Source organism: Curtobacterium sp. MCBD17_026 (assembly GCF_003234895.2).
Taxonomy (GTDB): Bacteria; Actinomycetota; Actinomycetes; order Actinomycetales; family Microbacteriaceae; genus Curtobacterium; species Curtobacterium flaccumfaciens.
On record NZ_CP126281.1, the window covers coordinates 2,756,394 to 2,779,852 of the forward strand.

General features: G+C 70.9%; 19 protein-coding genes. 9 read left to right on the plus strand and 10 right to left on the minus strand.

Annotation, left to right across the window (positions count from 1 at the left end; genetic code table 11):
- Positions 1 to 91 precede the first annotated feature (91 nt).
- From DEI85_RS13075 to DEI85_RS13100, 6 genes are all read right to left on the minus strand, one after another.
- Positions 92 to 1,045 (minus strand): cation-transporting ATPase, encoded by a 954-nt coding sequence (locus tag DEI85_RS13075; RefSeq protein ID WP_110862336.1) that lies wholly within the window; start codon positions 1,043 to 1,045, stop codon positions 92 to 94.
- Positions 1,046 to 1,275: 230 nt separating this feature from the next.
- Positions 1,276 to 2,550: an FAD-binding protein gene (locus tag DEI85_RS13080; RefSeq protein WP_111124372.1), complete on the minus strand. Its 1,275-nt coding sequence runs from the start codon at positions 2,548 to 2,550 to the stop codon at positions 1,276 to 1,278.
- A gap of 17 nt (positions 2,551 to 2,567) precedes the next feature.
- The gene (gene araA / locus DEI85_RS13085; protein ID WP_111124373.1) at positions 2,568 to 4,103 is read right to left on the minus strand and encodes an L-arabinose isomerase; all 1,536 of its coding nucleotides are present in this window, start codon (positions 4,101 to 4,103) and stop codon (positions 2,568 to 2,570) included.
- On the minus strand, positions 4,100 to 4,810 hold the full coding sequence (locus tag DEI85_RS13090; protein ID WP_110862339.1) for an L-ribulose-5-phosphate 4-epimerase: 711 nt from the start codon (positions 4,808 to 4,810) through the stop codon (positions 4,100 to 4,102). The genes araA and DEI85_RS13090 overlap by 4 nt, the downstream gene beginning before the upstream one ends.
- On the minus strand, positions 4,807 to 6,510 hold the full coding sequence (locus DEI85_RS13095) for a xylulokinase (RefSeq protein ID WP_111124374.1): 1,704 nt from the start codon (positions 6,508 to 6,510) through the stop codon (positions 4,807 to 4,809). The genes DEI85_RS13090 and DEI85_RS13095 overlap by 4 nt, the downstream gene beginning before the upstream one ends.
- Before the next feature lie 915 nt (positions 6,511 to 7,425).
- Positions 7,426 to 8,424, minus strand: a complete 999-nt coding sequence (locus DEI85_RS13100) for a LacI family DNA-binding transcriptional regulator (RefSeq protein ID WP_110862576.1) — start codon at positions 8,422 to 8,424, stop codon at positions 7,426 to 7,428.
- A 164-nt stretch (positions 8,425 to 8,588) separates the two neighbouring features.
- Here DEI85_RS13100 and DEI85_RS13105 point away from each other — a divergent pair, with 164 nt between their 5' ends.
- From DEI85_RS13105 to DEI85_RS13120, 4 genes are all read left to right on the plus strand, one after another.
- Positions 8,589 to 10,655 (plus strand): glycoside hydrolase family 127 protein, encoded by a 2,067-nt coding sequence (locus DEI85_RS13105; RefSeq protein ID WP_111122956.1) that lies wholly within the window; start codon positions 8,589 to 8,591, stop codon positions 10,653 to 10,655.
- Positions 10,652 to 11,968, plus strand: coding sequence for an ABC transporter substrate-binding protein (locus DEI85_RS13110; protein WP_258376234.1), 1,317 nt, complete (start codon positions 10,652 to 10,654; stop codon positions 11,966 to 11,968). Before DEI85_RS13105 ends, DEI85_RS13110 begins: the two co-directional genes overlap by 4 nt.
- 99 nt (positions 11,969 to 12,067) lie before the next feature.
- Positions 12,068 to 13,036 (plus strand): carbohydrate ABC transporter permease, encoded by a 969-nt coding sequence (locus DEI85_RS13115; RefSeq protein WP_111091197.1) that lies wholly within the window; start codon positions 12,068 to 12,070, stop codon positions 13,034 to 13,036.
- A 4-nt stretch (positions 13,037 to 13,040) separates the two neighbouring features.
- Entirely contained in the window at positions 13,041 to 13,994 is a 954-nt protein-coding gene (locus DEI85_RS13120) for a carbohydrate ABC transporter permease (protein WP_110862580.1), read from the plus strand.
- A 141-nt stretch (positions 13,995 to 14,135) separates the two neighbouring features.
- Here the strand turns inward: DEI85_RS13120 and DEI85_RS13125 are convergent, their stop codons facing one another.
- A complete protein-coding gene (locus tag DEI85_RS13125) occupies positions 14,136 to 15,185 on the minus strand; it encodes a LacI family DNA-binding transcriptional regulator (RefSeq protein WP_110862581.1) in 1,050 nt (349 codons plus the stop codon).
- Between the two features lie 180 nt (positions 15,186 to 15,365).
- On the opposite strand from DEI85_RS13125, the gene chvE reads away from it, so the two are divergent.
- The 3 genes from chvE to mmsB all read left to right on the plus strand — a co-directional run bounded on the left by chvE (position 15,366) and on the right by mmsB (position 19,318).
- Entirely contained in the window at positions 15,366 to 16,493 is a 1,128-nt protein-coding gene (chvE, locus tag DEI85_RS13130; RefSeq protein ID WP_110862582.1) for a multiple monosaccharide ABC transporter substrate-binding protein, read from the plus strand.
- Between the two features lie 103 nt (positions 16,494 to 16,596).
- Positions 16,597 to 18,150, plus strand: coding sequence for a multiple monosaccharide ABC transporter ATP-binding protein (gene mmsA, locus DEI85_RS13135; protein ID WP_110862583.1), 1,554 nt, complete (start codon positions 16,597 to 16,599; stop codon positions 18,148 to 18,150).
- Positions 18,137 to 19,318 (plus strand): multiple monosaccharide ABC transporter permease, encoded by a 1,182-nt coding sequence (gene mmsB, locus DEI85_RS13140; protein ID WP_027466160.1) that lies wholly within the window; start codon positions 18,137 to 18,139, stop codon positions 19,316 to 19,318. Before mmsA ends, mmsB begins: the two co-directional genes overlap by 14 nt.
- 81 nt (positions 19,319 to 19,399) lie before the next feature.
- On the opposite strand, the gene DEI85_RS13145 is transcribed toward mmsB, so the two are convergent.
- Positions 19,400 to 20,740: an alpha-amylase family glycosyl hydrolase gene (locus DEI85_RS13145; RefSeq protein WP_258369988.1), complete on the minus strand. Its 1,341-nt coding sequence runs from the start codon at positions 20,738 to 20,740 to the stop codon at positions 19,400 to 19,402.
- Positions 20,741 to 20,822: 82 nt separating this feature from the next.
- Here DEI85_RS13145 and DEI85_RS13150 point away from each other — a divergent pair, with 82 nt between their 5' ends.
- Positions 20,823 to 21,221 (plus strand): DUF3253 domain-containing protein, encoded by a 399-nt coding sequence (locus DEI85_RS13150; RefSeq protein ID WP_110862584.1) that lies wholly within the window; start codon positions 20,823 to 20,825, stop codon positions 21,219 to 21,221.
- Between the two features lie 22 nt (positions 21,222 to 21,243).
- Here the strand turns inward: DEI85_RS13150 and DEI85_RS13155 are convergent, their stop codons facing one another.
- Positions 21,244 to 21,630: a hypothetical protein gene (locus tag DEI85_RS13155; RefSeq protein ID WP_146238617.1), complete on the minus strand. Its 387-nt coding sequence runs from the start codon at positions 21,628 to 21,630 to the stop codon at positions 21,244 to 21,246.
- Between the two features lie 11 nt (positions 21,631 to 21,641).
- Positions 21,642 to 22,235 (minus strand): nucleotidyltransferase domain-containing protein, encoded by a 594-nt coding sequence (locus tag DEI85_RS13160; protein ID WP_110862586.1) that lies wholly within the window; start codon positions 22,233 to 22,235, stop codon positions 21,642 to 21,644.
- A 122-nt stretch (positions 22,236 to 22,357) separates the two neighbouring features.
- Here DEI85_RS13160 and DEI85_RS13165 point away from each other — a divergent pair, with 122 nt between their 5' ends.
- Positions 22,358 to 23,458, plus strand: a complete 1,101-nt coding sequence (locus tag DEI85_RS13165) for an SDR family oxidoreductase (RefSeq protein WP_111091194.1) — start codon at positions 22,358 to 22,360, stop codon at positions 23,456 to 23,458.
- The last annotated feature ends 1 nt before the right edge of the window (position 23,459 follow it).

Here is a 23,459-nt window from a genome sequence, read left to right on the forward strand (position 1 = left end):
CGAATCTCGCGCGCCTCGGACGACGCACGACGAAACATTGCAAGCGCCGCACGCCGTCCCGCTATTCCCGATGCGTTCGCACAGCGGTGCGTCAGCGGTCGAAGAGCCCACCGAGGAAGTCGTTGCCGAGGTTCGATGCCTGCTCGCCGAGACCTGACGCCTGCTCGCCGAAGCCCGCGGCCTGCTCGCCGAACCCGCCGAGGAGCTGCTCGCCCTGACCGACGAGCCCCTCGACGCCACCACCGAGGTCACCGAGCCCGAGGTCGCCCATGCCCGAGGCGATGCCCTCGAAGTCCACGCCGAGGTCGGCGGCCCCTGCCAGGACCGGCCCGGCGGCGGCGCTCAGCACCGCTCCCCCTGCCACCGCGGCGGCGAGGCCACCGAACGCCATCGCGCCGGCGCCGACCGCTGCACCACCGGCGAAGGCGCCGCCACGGCCCCGGCCGGGACCCGACCGACCCGAGCCGCCGGAACCGCCGAGGACCCGTCGGACCAGACCCGGACGCGACATCTCACCGCGGGTCATCGCACGGGCCATGCCGCCCGCCGAGTCGTCGCGCAGGTGCTCGTGGGGCGGGAGCTCGGAGTTGAGGCGGTCGCGGACCTGCTGGCGCTGCGCGGGGGTGAGCCGCGCGAAGGCGTCGTGGTGGACCTGTTCGAGCTGCTCCGGCGACGAGGTGCGGAGCAGGTAGTCGTACTTCGCCAGGGCGACCTTGTCGGCGTCGGCCCCGTGCTGCGGCGTGCCAGCGTTCTGCTGCGGCTGGCCGTACTGCGCCGGCTGCGGCTGGCCGTACTGCTGCGACTGGCCGTACTGCTGCGGCTGCGGCTGGCCGTACTGCTGCGGCTGGCCGTACTGCTGCGGCTGCGGCTGCTGCTGGTTCCGGTCGTCGCCGGTCAGCTTGTCCGCGGCGCTGCGCACGATGCCGCGCCAGTCGGTCCCATCCTGCTGCGCTCCGCCGGGTGCCGTTCCCCCCTGCCCACGCTTCTGGAGCTGCTTGTCGATGGCCTTGGAGGCCATGCCGAGGATGCGGTTGAGGTTCGCCATGCCCCGACCTTTACGTCCTCACATGTGAGCGACCGGCACCGAGCCGGGGGTTCGCCAGGGCATCCGATGGGGATCCCCTGTGAGAACCGCCCTGCATTCGAGCGGACACATCCACGTGTCGCGAGCTTGCTCGTGACCGTGGTCAGGCTCCTGATCGACCTGTCCCGCAAGGACTCAGGACCCGGGCGCCCCGCATCGCAGCCGGTGGTGCGGGGCACCTGTCCATCGCGTCAGGACAGGATGCGCGCCAGGAACGCGTTGCGGAACCGCCCCGTGGGGTCGAGGTCGCGGGCGAGCGCGGCGAAGTCGGACAGCCGCGGGTACGCCTCGTGCAGCCGCTCGGCACTCGCGGCGGAGACCTTGCCCCAGTGCGGCCGCGGGTCGAACCGTGCCAGGACGTCCTCGATCCGGGCCACCGCCACGGCCACGGCGGCGGGGTCGCGACGGAACGTGAAGTGCAGGCCGACCGACTGCCGTCCGGACGACGGCGCGAGCCAGGCGGTGTCGGCTGCGATGGTGCGGACCTCGGCGGCGATGAGGATCGGGGCGAACAGCGACGCCAGCGGTCGGAGCGACTCGAGGGCCGCAACGGCAGACGCCGCAGGGATCAGGTACTCCGCCTGGATCTCGGCCCCGGTCGACGGGGTGAACGAGGACCGGAAGTGCGGCAGCCGCTCGGACCACGGCCCCGGCACGCCGCCCTGTTCGGTGACGCCGGCGGGGTCGTTCTCGCCCGGGTGCACCGGACCCGAGGCCGCTCGGGCCCCCAGGGCGACGAGGTCGACCGTCGGTGCGGCCTCGTCGACGCGCTGCTTGACCCAGACCTGCCGGGCGCCGCGGTCGTCGAACGACGTGAACATCGACACCGAGTACGCGTCGCACATCACCTGGTCGAACTGCTCGGCGACGGCGTCCCACGGCAGGTCGAGGTGCACCGTCGTGGCGACCTGGAACGTCGGCTCGATCGCGAGCTCCACCGCGGTGACGACGCCGAGCGCGCCGATCCCCACCCGGTGGGCGTCGAGCAGCCCGTCCGGCGACGAGGCGTCGACGTGCGCGAGCTCACCGGAGGCGCGGACGACGTCGAGGCCGACGACCGCCTGCGCGAGCGACGGGTTCCGCACGCCGGAGCCGTGCGTTCCCGTGGCGACGGCCCCGGCCGTGGAGATGTGCGGCAGGGACGCGAGGTTCCCGAGGGCCCAGCCACGGGCCTCCAGACCGGCCGCGACCTGGCTGTGCGTCATGCCGGCAGCGACCCGTACGACGCGACGCGACGTGTCGATGTCGAGCACGGGCGGCAGGTCCGACAGCGACACCTGGACGGCATCGGTGTCGGCGATGGTGTTGAACGAGTGTCGCGAGCCGAGCGCCGTCAGGCGCGGCGTCGAGGCGACGAGCTGCTGGAGCTCGTCCACCGACGTCGGCCGCGCCAGCGCCGAGGCGCGGTAGGTGACGTTGCCCGCCCAGTTGGTGCGGGTGCGCTCGGCCGCGATCACGTCGCTCATCGTGGTGTCCTGACTCCTCAGAAGCCGCGGTCGAGACGGTGCCACGTCTGCTGGAGACGCAGCTCGTCGCGGAACCCGCGTGCGGTGGTGTACTCGTCGATGACCAGGAACTCGGTGCCGACCATGGTCGCGAAGTCCTCGACGACCTGCAGGCCGACCGCCGTCGTCATCACGGTGTGGTGGGCGGCGCCGGCGGTGAGCCAGGCCTCGGCGGCGACGGGGAACGACGGCCGGGGCTCCCAGACCGCGCGGCCGACGGGCAGCTTCGGCAGGGCCTCGGTCGGGGGCACGACGTCGACGACGTTGGCGGTGAGGCGGAAACCGTCGCGGGTGTCGGACAGCGCGACGACGACGGCCTCGCCGGAGTCGGCGGTGAAGACCAGGCGGACCGGGTCGTCCTTGCCACCGATGCCGAGGGGGTGGATCTCGAGCGTCGGCTTCGTGGCGGTGAGCGTCGGCGAGACCTCGAGCATGTGCGCCCCGAGGATCTTCTCGGCACCCGGGGTGAGGTCGTAGGTGTAGTCCTCCATCAGGGAGGCACCACCGGGCAGGCCGGCACCGGCGACGTTCATCGCGCGGACCAGGACCGCCGTCTTCCAGTCGCCCTCGGCACCGAAGCCGTAGCCGTCGGCCATCAGGCGCTGCACCGCCAGGCCCGGCAGCTGCTTGAGCGAGCCGAGGTCCTCGAAGTTCGTGGTGAACGCGGCGCTGCCGTTCTGCTGCAGGAGCGTCCGGAGGCCGATCTCGATCGCGGCACCGTCGCGGAGCGCGGCGTGCCGTTCGCCGCCGGCGCTGCGGAGTGACGGGTCCACGTCGTAGTCGCGCTCGTACGTGGCCACGAGCGCGTCGACCGCTGCCGTGTCCGCTTCTGCGGCCTCCACCGCTGCCGCGAGCTCGTTGACGGCCCACGTGTTGACCTGCACGCCGAGCTCGATCTCGGCCTCGGTCTTGTCGCCCTCGGTGACGGCGACGTAGCGCATGTTGTCGCCGAAGCGGGTGAGCTTCAGCTCGCGGACAGCGGCGGCACCGGCGGCGGCACGGGTCCAGTTCGCGACGCGCTGCTGGACGCGGGGGTCCGAGACGTGGCCGACGGCCGTGGCGTGCCGGACGCCGAGGCGGGCCAGGGCGTAGCCGAACTCACGGTCGCCGTGCGCGGCCTGGTTGAGGTTCATGAAGTCGAAGTCGATGTCCGCCCAGGGCAGCGTGACGTTCGCCTGCGTGTGCAGGTGCAACAGCGGCTTGGTCAGCGCCTGCAGGCCGCCGATCCACATCTTGGCCGGGCTGAACGTGTGCATCCACGTGGTGACGCCGATGACCTTGTCGTCGGCGCTCGCCTCGATGAGCGCCCGGCGGATGCCGTCGGCGTCCTTGAGCACGGGCTTCCAGACGAGCTTCACCGGCAGGTGCCCGGCGAGTTCCGCGTGGACCGCCTTGCTCTGCTCCTCGACCTGGCGCAGGGTCTCCTCGCCGTAGAGCCCCTGGGAGCCGGTGAGGAACCAGACCTCGTAGCTGTCGAGCGTGGCCTGGGGGTCGACGGTGGTGTCCTGCGTCATCGCATGGCTCCTTCGGGGTTCTGTCCGTAGACGTTCTGGTAGCGATCGAAGAGTCGATCGATGTCGGCTTCGGGGATCGGCACCGCGTCGCCGAGCTGCCGCGAGATGTGGACGGTCCGTGCCACGTCCTCGCACATCACGGCCGCCTTGACGGCGTCCTTCGCGTCCTTGCCGATCGTGAAGACGCCGTGGTTCTGCATCAGGACCGCACGGCTGCGGTGGCCGCTCAGGGTGTCGACGATGCCGTGGCCGATCGAGTCGTCGCCGATGATCGCGAACGGGCCGACCGGGATGGGTCCGCCGAACTCGTCAGCCATCGCCGTGATCACGCAGGGGATCGCCTCGGCGCGGGCGGCCCAGGCGGTCGCGTAGGTCGAGTGGGTGTGCACGACGCCGCCGACCTCGGGCATGTTCCGGTACACGTAGGCGTGCGCGGCGGTGTCGCTGGACGGGCCGTGCTCGTTGCCCCAGCCTTCGGCCGGCACGCCGTCGAGGGTGCAGACGACCTGGTTCTCCGGCGTCAGGTCGTCGCTCGACACCCCGCTCGGCTTGATGACGAACAGGTCCGTCCCTGGCACGCGCTCGGAGACGTTGCCGCCGGTCCAGATCACGAGGCCGTAGCGGACGAGTTCGCCGTGCAGGCGCGCGACGCGCTCCCGCGTCGTCGCCACCGCCTGGCGTGTGGTCTCGTCGATCGCGTCCGTCATCGGGTCACTTCCTCTGTCTGGAGGCGCGGGTCGGCGCCGTCGGTCTGCTCGGTCGGTCCTGTGGTCGCGCCGGGGCGGGTCGCCGCCGCGGCGACGTCCTGCACGGGCAGTGCGGCCCGGTAGCGCTCCAGGTACGTCTGGAACCCGGCGACGTCCGCCTGCTCGGGTTCGGCCACGTGCACGGCGTCCCCGCCGAACACGGTGTCGGACAGGTAGTCGGCGAGCTGCTGGTCGGTGTGCTCGAGGTAGGCGGCGAGCACGGCGATCCCCCACGCGCCGCCTTCGCCCGCGGTCTCCTCGAGCGCGATCGGCACGCGCAACGCCGCGGCGAGGAGCCGCTGCGGGCTGCCGGGCGTGCGGAAGAGCCCGCCGTGCGCGGTCATCCGGTCCACCTGCACCTGTTCGCCGTGCAGGACGTCCATGCCGATGGCCAGGGTCGCGAAGGCTCCGTGCACCTCGGAGCGCACCAGGTTGCCGAGCGTGAAACGTGCGCCGGGGGTGCGGAGCAGCAGGGGCCGACCGTCCTCGACGTGGGTGACGGGTTCGCCGGCCAGGTAGTTGAAGGAGAGCAGGCCGCCGGCGTCCGAGTCGGTGTCGTCGGCGACGGCCTCGGCGAGCAGGGTGGCGTAGACGTCGTCGATGCCGATCGGCGTCGCGCCGGTCCGCTCGCTCGAGGCCTCGGCGAAGCGTCCGAACACCCGGGCCCAGCTCGCGATCTCGCTCGCGCCGTTGTTGCAGTGCACCATCGCCACGGCGTCGCCGGCTGGTGTGGTCACGACGTCGAGTTCCTCGTGCGCGGTGGTCAGCGGCTGCTCGAGCACGACCATCGCGAAGATGCTCGTGCCGACGCTGACGTTGCCGGTGCGCGGGGCGACGGCGTTCGTCGCGACCATGCCGGTTCCGGCGTCGCCCTCGGGCGGGCAGAGCGGTGCGCCGGGTTCGAGTGTGCCGGTCGGGTCGAGCCAGGCCGCGCCCTCGGGGGTCAACTCGCCGGCTTCGGCTCCGGCGACGAGGACCTCGGGCAGCAGGGACCGCAGGTCCGGTACGCCGATCAGGTCCTGCGCGGTGGCGAGCATGGCGTGGTCGAAGTCCTTCGCGCCGGGGTCGCCGGGGCCGCTGTCGACGGGGCCGCCCTCGATCGGGAACATGCCGCTCGCGTCACCGACGCCCAGGACGTTCCGCCCGGTCAGGCGGCGGTGCACGTAGCCGGCCAGCGTCGTGACACCGGCGATCCCGGCCACGTGCGGCTCGTCGTCGAGGACCGCCTGGTACAGGTGCGCGATCGACCACCGCAGCGGGATGTTGAAGCCGAGCGCCTCGCTGAGCCGTTCGGCCGCGGGGCCCGTGGAGGTGTTGCGCCAGGTGCGGAACGGCACGAGCAGCTCGCCCGCGGCGTCGAACGCCAGGTAGCCGTGCATCATCGCGCTCACGCCCACGGCGCGGTACGTGGTCGGGGTGACTCCGTACTGCGCCTCGACGTCGGCCACCAGGGCGGCGTACGCAGCGCGGAGTCCGGTCTCGACGGCGCCGAGCGAGTAGGTCCAGCGACCGTCGAGGTACTCGTTCTCCCACTCGTGGGAACCGGCCGCGATGGGCACGAGGTCCTCGTCCACCAGGCAGGCCTTGATGCGGGTGGAGCCGAGCTCGATCCCGAGTGTGGTGCGGCCGTCCACGATCCGCTGTCGGCGGTCGTCACCCATGCGTTCCTCCAGAACCTCGTCGTCCCCAGTGAGCGCTCACATCCTGGCACGTGAGCGCTCACTCACGCAACGCCGCGGCGCGCCGCCCGTCCGTCCGGTCTGTCCCGCTCGTCCGGTCGTCCGGTCGTCCGGTCGTCCGGTCGTCCCCCCGCCCGCCCCGCTCCCCCGCCCGCGACTGGCTGCCCCCGTCCCGCTCGTCCCGCTCGTCCCGCCCTCCCGCTCGTCCCGCTCGTCCCGCCCTCCCGCCCGTCCCGCTCTCCCGCCAGCCCCACCGGTCGCAACACCCCGCTCAGTTCCCCCGACCGGTCACGAACCGTCGTCCGGCGCATCGGCAGACGACCGTTCCTGACCACTCGACGCCCAACGCACGACGGGTCTTGACCGCGCGACGAACGAGGTCGACGACGACGTGCGACCATCCGCTACCCACCCGCGCAAGTCCTGACCACCCGCCACCCCACACCCGCGCAAGTCCCGACCACCGGCCACCCCACACCCGCGCAAGTCCCGACCACCGGCCACCCCACACCCGCGCAAGTCCCGACCACCCGCCACCCCACACCCGCGCAAGCCCTCGACCACCCGCCACCCCCACCCGCGCAAGTCCCGACCACCGGCCCGCCGACCCCACGACACCCCGAACCGCGGCGCCGGGGACGGTCACGACACCCCGCTGCCTCCCCACCGCGCGGTCACGAGCTGTCGGCTGGAGGTGCGCCGAGCGACGAGTCGTGACCGCACGACCACGGCGGACGGGGTGTCGTGACCGCCCGACCACGGCGGACGAGGTCTCGTGACCGCGCGGTCACGAACTGTCGGCTGGAGGTGCGCCGAGCGACGAGTCGTGACCGCACGACCACGGCGGACGGGGTGTCGTGACCGCACGACCACGGCGGACGGGGTGTCGTGACCGCCCTACGCGCCGACGGTGCTCTCGCGGATGACGAGCGACGGGGTCACGGCCGCCGACGCCGCCGTCCCGCCGTCGATCAGGGCGAGGAGCGCCTGCCCCGCGACGCGTCCGAGCTCCTCGAGCCGCAGGTCCACGGTGGTCAGCGGCGGCCTCGAGGCGAGCGCCATCACGTCCCAGTCGTCGAACCCGGTCACCGCGACGTCTCCGGGCACCGAACGCCCGAGCTCCCGCAGCCGGTCGCACACTCCCCGGGCGATCTGGTCGCTGCCACAGACGATCGCGTCGACGTCGGGCGACTCCCGAGCGAGCACGTCCACCGCCTGCCGCCCCCAGCGCTCCGACCACTCGCCGTACAGCGGGTCGGTGACCAGGTGCGACCCGAGGACCGACGAGGCACCGGCAACCCGTCGTGCCGCGGACCGGTGTCGCGCCGGCCCCGTCACGATCGCGACCCGCTGCCGCCCGAGCGAACGCACGTGCGAGGCGACGAGTGCCGAACCGGCGGCGTCGTCGAGGGTGATCGACACGTCGGCGTCGTCGGTCGAGGGCGTGAAGGCGTAGACGACGGGGATCGACACGTCGATCGGGGGTCGGGCGTCGGCGGAACGGCCGGTCACGATGATGCCGTCGACGCCGCGGGCCGCCAGGGAGCGCAGGTAGTGGGCCTCGCGCACGTGGTCGTCGCGGGTGTCGCACAGCAGGACGGCCATCCGCCCGGCGGACAGGGCGTCCTCGGCGCCGAGCAGCACCGGGATCGAGAACCGGCCGAACGAGTCGGTGGTGATCATGCCGACGGTGTAGGTCCGCCCCGACGACAGCGCACGGGCCCGGGCATCGCCGACGAACCCGAGCTTCTCGGCGGCTTCCTTCACCCGCAGCCGGGTGGCGTCCCGCAGCTGCCCGGTGCCGTTCAGCGCCTTCGACGCGGTGCCGATCGACACCCCGGCGAGCGCCGCCACGTCGGTGATCCGGATCGGCTGACCGGTGCGTTCGAGCGTCACGGCAACCACCTTTCCGACGATCAGGACGTGCCGATGACCTTACACAAAACCGCCGGGACACCCTTGCGCGGCGTGCACCCCGTGTCGTAACGTCCACGGCAGAAACCGTTTTCCGGCTGGCTCGAACCATTCGGACGGCTCCAGTCACATCGCAAGGAGGCGACATGACCACCACGCTCGCGACCGATCGCGGCGCGCACACCGCGACCCCGGTCCTCCCGACCGCCGACGCGCACCTCACGCTCCGGCCGCTGCCGACCGGCGACGCCCGGATCACCGGCGGCTTCTGGGCGCTCCGCCAGGAGCGCAACGGCCGCGACGCCGTCCGCAGCGGCTACCAGCAGCTGGAGACGGCAGGCAACTTCCGCAACCTCCGCATCGCCGCCGGGCTCGAGGAGGGCGAGGCCGTCGGCCCGATCTTCATGGACTCCGACGTGACGAAGTGGCTCGAGGCCGTGGCGTGGGAGTACGGCCGCGCCCCCGCCGAGGACCTGCTCGACCTGCAGCGCGAGGTCACGGCCCTGTACGCCCGGGCACAGGCCGACGACGGGTACCTGGACTCCGTGCAGCAGGTGCGCGGGAAGGGTGAGCGGTACACGGACCTCAAGTGGAGCCACGAGATGTACTGCGCCGGGCACCTGTACCAGGCGGCCGTGGCCCAGCACCGTGCGACGGGCGACACCGGGCTGCTCGACGTCGCGATCAAGAACGCCGACCACCTGGTCCGCACGTTCGGCGACGGCACCGCACCGGACGGCACGCCGAAGACCCGCGACGTCGACGGCCACCCCGTCGTCGAGATGGGCCTGGTCGAGCTGTACCGCGAGACCGGCAACCGTGACTACCTCGACCTGGCGCACTGGTTCGTCGATGCCCGCGGACACGGCATCATCGAGCGCGCCGGCGGCGAGCCGACGTACTTCTCCGACCGGGTGCCGAGCCGGCAGGCCACGACCGTCGAGGGGCACGCCGTCCGCGCCGTGTACCTGGCGGCGGGTGCCGTGGACGTCGCGATCGAGACCGGTGACACCGAGCTCCTCGCCGCGAGCGAGCGCCAGTTCGCGGACATGATGGCGACGAAGGCCTTCATCACCGGAGGCCTCGGCGCACGCTGGGACTGGGAGGCGTTCGGCGACCCGTACGAGCTGCCCACCGACCGCGGCTACGCCGAGACCTGCGCGGCCATCGGCGGGGTGCAGTGGGCCTGGCGCCTGCTGCTCGCGACCGGCGAGCCTGTCTACGCCGATGCGATCGAGCGACTGCTCTACAACGCGTTCCTCGCCGGGGTGAGCCTGGCCGGCACCGAGTACTTCTACGTGAACCCGCTGCAGCAGCGCGACCACGCCCACCAGGACGAGAACCGCTCCCCTGCCCACGGGCGACGCGGCTGGTTCGACTGCGCCTGCTGCCCGCCGAACATCATGCGCACCTTCGCGAGCCTCGACGGCTACCTGGCCACGGCGACCGACGGCGGGCTGCAGGTCCACCAGTACGCCACCGCCGACCTCGGTCCGGTGCGGGTCGAGACCGACTACCCGCACGACGGCCGCGTCCGCGTCACGGTCACCGAGGACGGCCCGCTCTCCCTGGGCCTGCGGATCCCGGCCTGGTCGGACACCACGACCGTCACCGGTCCGGACGGCTCCGCGAGCCCCACGGCGGGGACGCTGCACGTCGTCGACCGCGAGTGGTCGGCGGGCGACACGGTCGAGCTCGTCTTCGACACGACGCCGCACCGCTACGTCGCCGACGCCCGCATCGACGCCGCCCGCGGGCAGGTCGCGATCGAGCGCGGCCCGCTCGTGTACGCGGTCGAGCAGGCGGACCAGCAGGGCTTCACGGTCGACGACCTGACGGTCGACGCGGACGCGCCGATCACCGAGGAGCGCCGCGACGACCTGCTCGACGGCGTCGTCACGCTGCGGATCCCGGGGCACGCCCCGGCCGAGCACGTGCAGCCGGCCTGGCCGTACCAGCGTCTCGACGCGACCCGGTCTGGGCCCACGCGTGCCGGTTCCGACGCGTCGCGGAGCCTGCGGAGCGACGTGGCGGCCGAGCACGTGGGGAGAGGCGCGGATCACGCCGGAGACGCGACCAACGTCGACGACGCGGCCGGTCCGCAGGGCGCCACCACGGGCCTCCAGGACGTCACCGCGACCGCGGTCCCGTACTACGCGTGGGCCAACCGGGGAGCCGCGCCGATGCGCGTCTGGCTCCCGCTGGCGCGGTGACCGGCGTGGACCGCCGTGCGTTCCTCGTCGGCGGCGTCGCCGGCGGGGCCGCCCTCGCCCTGGCCGGGTGCTCCGGCACCCTGCCGAAGGTCGTCGCGAAGCCCGCGAGCTTCGGGAAGAACGCGACCGGCACCGTGCAGGTGTGGTGCCGGTCGGCGACCCAGGCCGGCCTGACGTCGGCCGTCGCCGGGTTCAACAAGGCGAACCCGGAACTGCAGGTCCAGCTGACGCCGGTGCCGGACGCGCAGTACGTGACCAAGCTGGCGACCGCGATCCGCGGGGGTGAGCCGCCGGACGTCGTGGACATCGACGACATCAACTCGCAGCTGTTCATCTTCCGCGAGGCGTTCGCCGACCTGACCGACGTGGTCGAGGGCCTCGACTACTTCGACGCGATCTCACCGGGGCACCTGCGCCTGCTCGAGTACCGCGACCGCTACTACGGCCTGCCGTACCTGGCCGACAACTCGCAGCTGTTCGTGAACACCGAGCTGTTCGACCGTGCGGGCCTCGACGTCGAGGAGTCGACGAAGGACCTGTCCACGCTGCTCGACGCGGCGAAGGCCATCCGGAAGCTCGACGACGACGTGTACGGCTGGTCGATCTCCGGCAACGCCGCGGGCATCATCGGCTTCGTCACGCAGCCGCACGTCTGGGCGACCGGGGTCGACATGATGACCGGCGAGGTGGGATCCCAGCGGGCGGACATCACCGGCAACGAGGCCCTCGAACGGATGCTCGAGTTCTACCGGCAGCTGTGGAAGGACGGGGTGCTGTCGAAGGCGACGTACTCCGACGCCGGCACCACGTGGGGTGCCGACTTCCGGGCCGGCAAGGTGGGGATCTTCCCGACCTCGTACGGGGCGACCGTGCCCGCGGCCACGAAGGCGATGCGGGCGAAGATGCAGACGGTGCTCATCCCGTCGTGGGACGGCCAGCGGTCGTTCTTCGACGGCGGCGACAACATGTGCATCCCGAACGGGGCGGCGAACCCGTCCGGCGGGTGGGCGTTCATGCAGTACGCGAACGGGCTCCAGCAGCAGCAGGCGCTGCCGGACGGCGGGTACTTCCCGACGCGGTCCGACGCCGCCACCCCGGAGTACCGCAAGCGGTTCCCGCTGGCGTACGGGCCGCTCGACGCCATCGACAAGGGCTACGCACCGCAGACGCTGGCGTACAACCTGCTCAACAACCAGCCGTCGTCGCCGTACTTCGCGATGTTCCGCGAGGCCGTGTTCGGGTCGGGGAGCGCTGCCGCCATGCGGACGGCGCAGTCCGACTACCAGCGGATCCTCGACCAGGTGCAGGCCTGAGCCTGCTCCTGCTCCGCTCGTCTCGCTCGTCTCGCTCGTCTCGCTCGTCTCGCTCGTCTCGCTCGTCTCGCTCTTGTTGATGCACAGAGAGGTGCACGCATGTCGACCATCTCCACCCGGCGCCCCGCCGGCCGGACCGGCGCGGGCCGCCCCACCGTGGGCCGCGGCCCGGGGCGTGGCGGCTCCGTCCGGACCCGCAACTCGCTCACCCACCCGCCGCGCACCGGCGCCGTCCTCGTCGCCCCGGCGATCCTGTTCGTCGCCGTCTTCGTGCTCGTCCCGCTCGTGTTCGCGCTCTACATCTCGTTCACGAACTGGCCCCTGATCGGCCCGTACCGGTTCATCGGGCTGCAGAACTACCTGACGCTGTTCCAGGACCCGACGTTCGTGCACGCGATCGGCTACACGCTGCTGTACACGGCGATCGTGACCCTGCCGATCCTGGCGCTCGGGTACTTCCTCGCCGTGCTCGTCCGCGCACGCCGCCGTGGCAGCACGGTGCTGCGGACGGTGTTCTTCCTGCCGTACGTGGTCGGGCTGACGACGCTCTCGTTCATGCTCGTGCTCGAGGCGCAGCCGAACTCCGGGGCCGTCAACATGGTGCTCCGGTGGCTCGGGATCACCGACGGCAGCACCGCGTGGCTCGTGAACGGTCCGCTGGCGACGCTGCTCATCTGCGTGCTCGTGGTCTGGGCGGTGTCCGGGCTGACCATGGTGCTGCTCATGTCGGCGATGCAGGGCGTCCCCGACGAGGTCTACGAGTCGGCGCAGCTCGAGGGGGCCTCCTGGTGGCAGACCGAACGCCTCATCACGTTCCCGATGATCCGCTCGACCGTCGCGCTGAGCGTCATCATCTCGGTGATCGGCTCGCTGCTCGCCTTCAACCAGTTCTACATCCTGACCCAGGGCGGGCCGGGTACCGAGACCACCACGATCGTGAACGCGATCTACAACCGCGGGTTCGTGAACCTGCAGCTCGGGGCCGCGACCGCCCAGTCGATCGCCCTCGTCGTGGTGATCGCCGCCGTGACGGTGTTCCAGTTCTGGGCACTGCGAGAGAAGGACTGACGCCATGAGCACCACGACCTCCCGTGCGGCCCTCGCGGCGCCGGACCTGTCCACCAGGGCCCTGACCACCACGGGTGACGGCCGACGTCGGCGCCACCAGCAGGGCAGCGTCCAGCACCCCCGCGACACCACCGTCAAGCGCACCCTGTACGCGATCGCCGGCATCGGTTCGGCCCTCGTGTTCGGCGTCCCGCTCGTCTGGTCGATCCTGCGGGCGTTCCAGTCCGAGGCCGTCATCACGCAGGCCCCGGACCCGGCGACGTTCTTCCAGCTCGGGTGGCAGAACTTCACCGCCGTGTTCGCCTCGTCCTCGCACCTGCTCACCGGCGTCGTGAACTCGCTCATCGTGTCGATCGCCACGGCGGTGCTGACCGCGGTGATCGCGACGATGGCCGGCTACGGGTTCGCCCGCTTCCGGTTCCGGGGCGCCGGGCTCGTGTTCGGCCTGGTGCTGCTGACGATGATGGTGCCGTTCCAGGCCATCCTCACGCCGCTGTACCTCGAGATGAACGCGATGGGGCTGACGAACTCGCTGCTCGGGCTCGTGCTGTTCTACACGACCGTGAACCTGCCGTTCGGGGTGTTCGTGATGCGGAACGCGTTCGAGTCGATCCCCACCGAGCTCGAGGACTCGGCCTTCGTCGACGGGGCCTCGCGCTTCCGGGTCGTGGTGTCGGTGCTCCGCCCGCTGCTCCTGCCGGGGGCGGCGACCGCGGCGCTCTACGCGTTCCTGGCGTCGTGGACGGAGTTCCTCGGAGCCCTGACGTTCCTGACGAAGGACTCGCTGTACACGCTGCCGGTCGCGCTGCTCAACCTGCAGACCGGGGCGTACGGGCAGGTGTCGTACGGCAACCTCGTCGCCGGGTCGGTGGTGGCGATGATCCCGTGCATCGCGCTGTACGTCGGGTTGCAACGGTTCTACGTCGCCGGGCTGTCGTCCGGGGCGTTGAAGGGCTGACGGTCGGGTCAGCTCGCCGGCGGCGCCCCTCGCACCGTGCGAGGGGCGCCGCCGAGCGCGCCGCCGAGCGCGCCGCCGAGCGCGCCGCCGAGCGCGCCGCGGAGCCGGCGCGGTGCGGACCTCGCACGGTGCGAGGGGTCGCTACGTGCTGCGCCGCACCACCAGCTCGGGCGCGAGCAGCGTCTCGTCGCGGGGATCCCCCTCGACCAGGGCCCGCACGGTGTCGAGCACCCGCTCCCCCATCGCCCGGAAGTCCTGCCGCACGGTGGTCAGCGGCGGCGTGAAGTGCGCGGCCTCGGGGACGTCGTCGAACCCCACGACCGCGATGTCGTCGGGCACCCGCAGCCCCTCGTCGGCGAAGGCGTGCAGCACGCCGAGCGCCATCTGGTCGTTGCCCGCGAAGACGGCGTCGACCGTCCCCACGTCGATGTGCCGTGCGGCCGCGAAGCCGCTCGCCGGGGTCCAGTCGCCCTCGAGCACGACCGGTTCGAGCCCGGCGTCCTGCATGATCCGCACGTAGGTGGCGCGGCGCACCTCGGACTCCTGCGACACGTGCGGCCCGGCGATGTGCACGATCCGGCGATGCCCGCGGTCGAACAGGTGCTGCATGACGAGCGAAGTGCCCGCCGCCTGGTCGATGGCGACGGCGGCGACACTCGGCGCGACCGGGGTCCGGACCGCGTCGCGCTGCACGGCGTTCGACACGACGACGGGCACCGTGACCGGAACGGTGAGCGACGCGAGGGCGTCGAGCACCCGGTTGTCGGCGGCGACCAGCACGATCGCGGCGACGTCCTGCGCGAGCAGCGTGGTGAGCGCCCCGGACAGGTCGGACGGCCGCGGCTCCTCCGGCAGGGTCGACAGCAGCACGTGGTACCCCGCGGATCGCGCGGCCCGTTCGAAGCCGATCGAGGTGCTCGACGGACCGTACAGCGCGTCGCCGGCGGTGATGATGCCGAGCGCCTTGCTCCGCCCACCGGCGAGGGCCCGGGCGGCGGCGCGGGGCCGGTACCCGAGCTCGGTGACGGCGTCGGTGACCTGCGTCCGGTACTGCTCGCGGACGGTCGGGTCGCCGTTGATCACGCGGGAGACGGTCTGGTGGGACACGCCGGCGCGTTCGGCGACGTCGAAGATCGTCGGGGCCTTCCGGCGTTTGCCGCCCCTGCCCTCGGGGGCGGTCGTGGTGCTCACGTGGCCAACCGTACCGCTCGGTCCGGCCGCCGCGGCAAGATCACGAAACGGCGGTGTTGAGTTGACACCCCGTCACGGAACCCACAAGATGTGAGCGCTCACACGAGCGCATCCCGCGGGGCACAGCAGCCCCGGCACCCGACCGCGTCGAGGACGACGCGAAGGAACAGAGGTACTTCGATGATGAAGCGCAGGATCATCGCGGGCGTCGCAGCCGTCGGCATCGCGATCTCGCTGGCCGCTTGCTCGGCCGGCGGCCGTGCGTCCACCGATGGTGGCGGCAGCGGCGACAACAAGGGCGCCCTCGTCGGCGTCGCCATGCCCACCAAGGTCTCCGAGCGGTGGATCAAGGACGGCAACGCCGTCAAGAGCGACCTCGAGAAGGCCGGCTACAAGGTCGACCTCGAGTACGGCGACAACAAGGTCCAGCAGCAGGCCCAGCAGGTCAGCAACATGATCACCAAGGGCGCGAAGGTCCTGATCATCGCGTCGATCGACGGTGGCGCGCTCTCCGACCAGCTCGACGCCGCCGCCAAGGCCGGCATCAAGGTGATCTCGTACGACCGTCTGCTCACGGGCAACGAGAACGTCGACTACTACGTGTCCTTCGACAACGAGAAGGTCGGCGTCGACCAGGCGAACAGCCTGCTCACCGGCCTGGGTGTGCTCGACGCGGACGGCGAGAAGACCGGCGAGAAGGGCCCCTTCAACATCGAGGTCTTCGCCGGCTCGCTCGACGACAACAACGCGGGCTTCTTCTTCAACGGCGCCATGAAGACGCTCAAGCCGTACCTCGAGGACGGCACGCTGAAGATCCAGTCCGGCCAGGACGAGCTGTCCCAGGCCGCGACGCAGCAGTGGGACCCGGCCACGGCCAAGGCCCGCATGCAGAACCTGGTGGCCAAGTCCTACTCGGGCGGCACCACGCTCGACGGCGTGCTCTCGCCGTACGACGGCATCTCGATCGGCATCATCTCGGCGCTCCAGGGCGCCGGGTACGGCACGAGCGACCGTCCGCTCCCGACCGTCACGGGCCAGGACGCCGAGGCCGCCTCGGTCAAGTCGATCATCGCCGGCCAGCAGTACTCGACGATCTACAAGGACACGCGCAAGCTCGCCAAGCAGTCGGTCACCATGGCCGAGGACCTGCTCACCGGCAAGAAGCCCGAGGTCAACGACACGAAGAGCTACGACAACAAGGTCAAGGTCGTCCCGACCTTCCTGTTCCAGCCGACGGTCGTCACGAAGGACAACTACAAGGAAGTCCTCGTGGACTCGGGGTACTACACCGAAGCCGACCTGAAGTAGTCAGGCCCATCTCACGGACCGGAGGCGCGGTGCCAGCTGCGCACCGCGCCTCCAGTCCGTCTCCACCAGCGCGCCCACGCGCGCACGACGGAAAGGCGTCCACATGGCGGACACCATCCTCGAGATGCGGGACATCACCAAGACGTTCCCCGGCGTCAAGGCCCTGCAGGGCGTCTCGATCGAGGTCGAGCGCGGCCAGGTCCACGCGATCTGCGGCGAGAACGGCGCGGGCAAGTCGACGCTCATGAAGGTGCTGTCGGGTGTCTACCCGGCCGGCTCCTTCGACGGCGAGATCCTGCTCGACGGCGAACCCGTGCGGTTCGCGAACATCAACGACTCCGAGGCTGCGGGCGTCGTGATCATCCACCAGGAGCTGGCGCTCAGCCCCTTCCTGTCGATCGCCGAGAACATCTTCCTCGGCAACGAGCAGTCCAAGGGCGGCTTCATCGACTGGAACAAGACGAACCTGACGGCCGCCGAACTGCTCAAGCGGGTCGGGCTGAAGGACAACCCCGTCACCAAGGTCGTCGACCTCGGTGTCGGCAAGCAGCAGCTCGTCGAGATCGCGAAGGCGCTCTCGAAGGAGGTGAAGCTCCTCATCCTCGACGAGCCCACCGCCGCGCTGAACGACGACGACTCCGCGCACCTGCTCGAGCTCATCCGCTCGCTGCAGGCCGAGGGCATGACGGCGATCATCATCAGCCACAAGCTCAACGAGATCAAGGCGATCGCGGACAAGGTCACGATCATCCGCGACGGCAAGACCATCGAGACGCTCGACATGCGGGCCGACGACGTGTCCGAGGACCGGATCATCCGCGGGATGGTCGGCCGTGACCTGTCGAACCGGTACCCCGAGCGCGAGAACCCCGTCATCGGCGAGGAACTGCTGCGGATCGAGGACTGGACCGTCCACCACCAGCTCGACTCGTCGCGCGAGATCATCCACCAGGCCAACCTCAACGTCCGCGCCGGCGAGGTCGTCGGCATCGCCGGGCTCATGGGCGCCGGCCGCACGGAACTCGCGATGAGCGTCTTCGGCCAGTCCTACGGCACCGGCATCAGCGGCACCGTCTACAAGCGCGGCACCCCGATCAAGACGCACACCGTCTCGCAGGCGATCGACAACGGCATCGCCTACGTCACCGAGGACCGCAAGCGCTACGGCCTGAACCTGATCGACGACATCAAGCGGAACATCTCCGGGTCGGCGCTCGGCAAGCTCGCGAACTGGGGCTTCGTGAACTCCTCCGAGGAGACCACGGTGGCGAGCCAGTTCCTCAAGAGCCTCAACATCAAGGCGCCGAACGTCGACGTCGTGACGGGGAAGCTCTCCGGCGGGAACCAGCAGAAGGTCGTCCTGTCGAAGTGGATGTACGCCGACCCCGACGTGCTCATCCTCGACGAGCCGACCCGCGGCATCGACGTCGGCGCGAAGTACGAGATCTACACGATCATCAACCAGCTCGCCGACCAGGGGAAGGCGGTCATCGTGATCTCCTCCGAGCTCCCCGAACTGCTCGGCATCTGCGACCGCATCTACACCCTCTCCGAGGGCACCATCACGGCCGACGTCCCGCGCGCCGAGGCGACGCCCGAGGTCCTCATGCAGTACATGACCCAGGAACGGGAGACCCCTGTCAATGAACGCGCTTAAGTCCGCCGTCGGCTACCTCACCGGGCAGCTCCGACAGATCGGCCTGTTCATCGCGCTGATCGTCATCGTCATCTTCTTCCAGGTGACCACGAACGGCATCACGCTGGCCCCGATCAACGTCTCGAACCTGATCGTCCAGAACAGCTACATCCTCATCCTGGCCATCGGCATGGTCATGGTCATCATCGCCGGCCACATCGACCTGTCGGTCGGCTCGGTGGTCGCCTTCACCGGTGCCATGGCCGGCGTGATGATCACGCAGTGGAACATCCCGTGGCCGATCGCGGTCGTGCTCTGCCTGGTGGTCGGTGCGCTCGTCGGTGCCTGGCAGGGCTTCTGGATCGCGTACTTCGGGATCCCGGCGTTCATCGTGACGCTGGCGGGCATGCTCGCGTTCCGCGGTGCGGCGCAGATCGTCCTGCAGAACCAGCAGATCTCGCCGTTCCCCGCCGGCTTCCGCTCGCTCGGCTCCGGCTTCCTGCCGTCCTTCGGCACCACCGGGTACGAGCCGCTCACGATGATCCTCGGCTTCGCCGCCGCGGCCGTCATGGTGATCGCCGCGTTCCGCGGTCGCATCACGCGTCGCAAGTACCAGCTCGAGAGCGAGCCGTTCGCCTGGTTCATCGTGAAGACGGCGTTCGGCGCCGTGCTCGTGATCTACGTGGCACTCCTGCTCGCCAGCTACAACGGCACCCCGATCGTGCTCGTCGTGCTCGGTGCCCTCGTGGTGATCTACTCGGTCGTCATGCGGAGCGCGGTGTTCGGCCGCCACATCTACGCGATCGGTGGCAACGCCCTGGCCGCGCAGCTGTCGGGTGTGAAGACGAAGCGCGTCACGTTCCTGCTCTTCGTCAACATGGGTGTCATCTCGGCCCTGGCGGGCGTGGTCTTCACCGGCCAGCTCAACCTGGCGGCGCCGGGCGCTGGCAACGGCTTCGAGCTCGACGCCATCGCCGCCGTCTTCATCGGTGGTGCTGCCGTCACCGGCGGCATCGGCACCGTGCCGGGTGCCATCGTCGGTGGTCTGATCATCGGCCTGCTGAACAACGGCATGTCGATCCTCGGTGTCGGCACCGAGTTCCAGTCCCTGATCAAGGGTCTGGTGCTGCTCGCCGCCGTCGCGTTCGACGTGTTCAACAAGCGCCGGGCGGCATCCGCGCGCAAGTAGCGGTCGTGCGTTCGCGCGTTCGCGCGTTCGCTTCGTGAGCAGGAACGGTCGGGTCCTCGATGGGGACCCGACCGTTTCTGCTCACGATCGCGACAGGACGGCCCAACCCCCGGCCGGGAGGCGCAGGGTCCCGTCCCCGAGATCGGCACCGCCCGCCTCGACCTGCGTCGCGTCGGCCACGGGCACCTCGACGGGATCGTCCGACAGGTTCAGGGCGGTCACCACGGCGGCGTCCGCCGTCGCGGTCCGCAGCACCACGGCGGTGTTGGTCAGGTGCACGACGTCGGTGTGCGCGCGGTGCAGCCACGGGTTCCGGCGACGCAGGGCGATGAGCGCCTCGTACGCGTGGGTCAGGTCCGTCGGCTCCGGCACCTCGGCCGGGAACTCCGGGCGGACCGCGTCGTCGCCGCCCTCGCGTTCCTCCTTCACCCCGGCCCAGCCGTACTCGTCGCCCGCGTAGACCACCGGGGTCCCCGCCACCGTGAACAGCACCGCGGCGGCGTGCCCGGCGAACCGGTCCCCCACCGCGCTCGCGATCCGGGTGACGTCGTGGTTGCCGACGAACGTCGTCGGGGCGAAGGTGGGCAGCAGGGCGTCGTGCCGCTCGATCGCGTGCGCGAGCTCGTGGCCGTTGCGGTCCGCGATGCCGTGCCAGATCCCCTGCCACAGCTCGTACTGGGTCAGCGAGTCCATCGTCGAGTCGCGCGCGATCGCCGCCGCGTCACCGTGGATCACCTCGCCGCTGAACCAGGCGTCCGGGAACCGCTCCCGCACCCGCGGCAGCACCCGCGCCCAGAACGCCGGCGGCACCGCGTACGCCGCGTCGAGTCGCCAGCCGTCCACCCCGCGGTCCAGCCAGTGCGTCATGACCTGCACGACGAGGTCCTCGGTGGCGCGGCTGTCGTGGTCGAGCGCGACGAGGATGTCGTGGCCTTCGAACAGCCCGACGGGCACGGGCTCCCCCGGCTGCCACCCGGACCAGTCGATGGCGAACAGGTCGGCGGTCGGCGCCTCCGGGCCGTGGTCGGACAACGCTCGGAAGGCCGGGTGCTCACGGCCGACGTGGTTGAACACCCCGTCCAGCAGCACCCGCACGCCCCGCTCGTGCGCCGCGGAGACCAGGGCGTCGAAGTCGGCGTCGTCGCCCAGGCGCGGGTCGATGCGGAAGTGGTCGACCGTGTCGTACCCGTGGGTCGAGCTCGCGAACACCGGGCCGAGCAACAGGCCGTTCAGACCGAGGTCGACGACGTGGTCGAGCCACTCGGTCAGGCGGTCGAGGCGGTGTTCGAGCGGACGCTCCCCCACCGGTGACGTCGGACGGACCTCGGCGCCGACGAAGCCGAGCGGGTAGACGTGCCACCACATCACGTGCTGGACCCAGGCCGGTTCGGACGGACGGGCAGGGACGGTGTCGGGGTTCACCGCTCCGATGCTGCCAGGCGCACCTGGACCGTGTGCGTGGTCGCTGTGTACCGCCATGCCGAGCAGGACGAGGATGGGGGCCATGGGACGGGCGATCAGGACGGAAGCCGATGCGTCGGCGTCGGAGTCGGCACACGCCGAGCGCACCTGCGCCTCGTGCGGGCGACGGATGCCGTCGTCGGCGGCGCCGGAGGCGAAGTGGTGTTCCGGAGCCTGCCGTCGACACGGCCTCGACGACGTCGACCGGGCTCTGGAGCAGCGCATCGACGAACTGCTCGCGGCACGGGCACGGACCTCGAGCATCTGCCCGTCCGAGGTCGCGCGTTCGCTGGACCCGGACGACTGGCGACCGCTGATGGAGCCGGCACGTCGAGCCGCCCGGCGCATGGTCGCGCGCGGCGAGGTCGAGATCACCCAGGGCGGGTCCGTCGTCGACCCGTCGAGCGCCAAGGGTCCGATCCGCATCCGCCGTCCGCGGTGATCAGGGGCGCGGCGTGCCCGTTTCAGGTGCGCTCGTGGACCGTACGGATGAGCCGTTCGAGTGCGGTCACCAGCGCCCGTGTCTTCTCCTGCGTCACACGCGACGTCGAGTACTGGAAGTTCGTCTTCTCATCGGTCAGGCGCTTGAAGTGCAGGCCGGGTCGCGTGTCCGGTGCGCAGGCCGCGTCGAGCAGGCGTCGAGCGGCGGCGTGGTCGTCGCCGAGGTGGTGGTAGCCGAGGATCGCACCGCAGATCGCGTCCGACGCCGCGATCCCGCCGAGCACAGCGTTCGCGCCGGCGGCCTTCCAATCCGCGTGACTCGTCGACTCGACGTAGAGGAGCGCGACCTCGAGGTAGGACTCCGCTTCGTCTCGGCGCATCGCGACTGCGGCCCTGTCGACGGCGCGCACGCGGGCACCCATCAGATGTACGTCCTGATCTCCTCGCCGAAGACTGTTCGGGCTTCTTCTCGCCACGACCCGACGAGCGGGTCTCCCTCGGCCACGAACCGACGGAGATCAGCGCGGGTCACGTCGAAGACCTGGCACTCGTTGCCGGTCCACCGCCGGACGAGGTCACCGAGGCGGACGACGACGTCGATGTCGACGGTCTGCTCGAAGACGACGAGGAGGTCCAGGTCGGACGTCGGCGTCGCGGTGCCCCGGGCCACTGAACCGAAGATCGAGACCGAGAGGACCCCGGCCCGCGCCGACTCGACGTACGCGCCGATGCGACGTTCGAGTTCGTCGCCGGCTTCGAGTCCGAGTTCCACCGCCGGCCAGAGCAGGTGTTCCCGGTTGACCCGGTAGGCCGAGTGCTGCAGACCGCGCTCGACCTGCACGAGCCCTGCTGCCTCGAGCTTGTCGAGCGCTCGTTTGATGCCGGTGTGCTGCGGAGCGCCCGCGACCCGTGCAACCTGTCGTCCGGTCATGCCGGAATCGGTCCGGGCGAGGACGCGGAGCGCGTCGGCCTGTGTGGCTCCCAGCAGCGTGGCGAGTGGTTGCACGAGTTGCATGTCGAGTCCTCCGCAAGGAGTGTACCGCTCAACGGTACAAGTGGTGCGTTATTGTGCACACTGGACTGGGACCGGGACGCAGTGAGGGAACACGTGTCGTCCACTGTGGGTTGCATCGAGGGATGACTGCAACCGGATCGACCGAACAGACTCCTGCCCGCCGCGAAGCCCTGGTCGTCGGAGCCAGTGGCATCACCGGTTCCGCCCTGGTACGCCACCTGCTCGACCTCGGCTGGGACGTGACGGCACTCTCCCGCCGGCCGCTCGCCGAACAGGGCGTCCGCACCGTCGCGGCCGACCTGCGTGCTCCCGACAGCCTGGCGGCCGCACTCGCCGACGAGCACCCGACCCACGTCTTCTTCACCGCCTGGCAGCGGCAGGACACCGAGGCGGAGAACATCCGCGTGAACGGCGGCATGGTCCGCGACCTGCTCGCGGCGCTGTCGCACGCTCCGCTCGAGCACGTCGCCCTCGTCACCGGCCTGAAGCACTACCTCGGCCCGTTCGAGGCGTACGCCGCCGGCGAGATGCCCGACACCCCCTTCCACGAGGAGGAGCCGCGCCTCGACACCCCGAACTTCTACTACGCGCAAGAGGACGAACTCTTCGCCGCCGCCGAGCGCCAGGGGTTCACCTGGTCCGTGCACCGCTCGCACACCGTGATCGGGCACGCGGTCGGCAACGCCATGAACATGGGCCTCACGCTCGCCGTGCAGGCCACGCTGGCGAAGGAACTCGACCTGGACTTCGTGTTCCCGGGCAGTGAGGCGCAGTGGAACGGCCTGACCGACATGACCGACGCCGGGATCCTCGCCGAGCACATGGTGTGGGCCTCGACGTCGCCCGAGGGTGCGGACGAGCCGTTCAACATCGTCAACGGCGACGTCTTCCGGTGGCGCTGGATGTGGCCGCGCCTGGCCGCGCACCTCGGTGTCGATCCCACGCGCGTGGTGGGCTACGAGGACGCTCCGCGACCGCTCCAGGAGCAGATGGCGCCGTACGAGTCCGAGTGGGCCGGTATCGCCGAGCGCCACGGTCTCGCCGAGGCCGACATCACCCGGCTCGCCTCGTGGTGGCACACCGACGCCGACCTCGGTCGAGCGATGGAGGTCGTCACCGACATGGGGAAGAGCCGCGACGCCGGGTTCACGGCGTTCCGCCGGACCGAGCAGGCCTTCGCGGACCTGTTCGACCGGTACCGGACGGACCGGCTCATCCCCTGAT

What these genes read in the sequence shown, in the direction of transcription:
- DEI85_RS13075 (WP_110862336.1), bottom strand. Translation starts at nt 1,045, where the DNA reads ATGGCGAACCTCAACCGCATCCTCGGCATGGCCTCCAAGGCCATCGAC.
- DEI85_RS13080 (WP_111124372.1), bottom strand. Translation starts at nt 2,550, where the DNA reads ATGAGCGACGTGATCGCGGCCGAGCGCACCCGCACCAACTGGGCGGGC.
- araA (WP_111124373.1), bottom strand. Translation starts at nt 4,103, where the DNA reads ATGACGCAGGACACCACCGTCGACCCCCAGGCCACGCTCGACAGCTAC.
- DEI85_RS13090 (WP_110862339.1), bottom strand. Translation starts at nt 4,810, where the DNA reads ATGACGGACGCGATCGACGAGACCACACGCCAGGCGGTGGCGACGACG.
- DEI85_RS13095 (WP_111124374.1), bottom strand. Translation starts at nt 6,510, where the DNA reads ATGGGTGACGACCGCCGACAGCGGATCGTGGACGGCCGCACCACACTC.
- DEI85_RS13105 (WP_111122956.1), top strand. Translation starts at nt 8,589, where the DNA reads ATGACCACCACGCTCGCGACCGATCGCGGCGCGCACACCGCGACCCCG.
- DEI85_RS13115 (WP_111091197.1), top strand. Translation starts at nt 12,068, where the DNA reads ATGTCGACCATCTCCACCCGGCGCCCCGCCGGCCGGACCGGCGCGGGC.
- DEI85_RS13120 (WP_110862580.1), top strand. Translation starts at nt 13,041, where the DNA reads ATGAGCACCACGACCTCCCGTGCGGCCCTCGCGGCGCCGGACCTGTCC.
- chvE (WP_110862582.1), top strand. Translation starts at nt 15,366, where the DNA reads ATGATGAAGCGCAGGATCATCGCGGGCGTCGCAGCCGTCGGCATCGCG.
- mmsA (WP_110862583.1), top strand. Translation starts at nt 16,597, where the DNA reads ATGGCGGACACCATCCTCGAGATGCGGGACATCACCAAGACGTTCCCC.
- mmsB (WP_027466160.1), top strand. Translation starts at nt 18,137, where the DNA reads ATGAACGCGCTTAAGTCCGCCGTCGGCTACCTCACCGGGCAGCTCCGA.
- DEI85_RS13150 (WP_110862584.1), top strand. Translation starts at nt 20,823, where the DNA reads ATGGGACGGGCGATCAGGACGGAAGCCGATGCGTCGGCGTCGGAGTCG.
- DEI85_RS13160 (WP_110862586.1), bottom strand. Translation starts at nt 22,235, where the DNA reads ATGCAACTCGTGCAACCACTCGCCACGCTGCTGGGAGCCACACAGGCC.
- DEI85_RS13165 (WP_111091194.1), top strand. Translation starts at nt 22,358, where the DNA reads ATGACTGCAACCGGATCGACCGAACAGACTCCTGCCCGCCGCGAAGCC.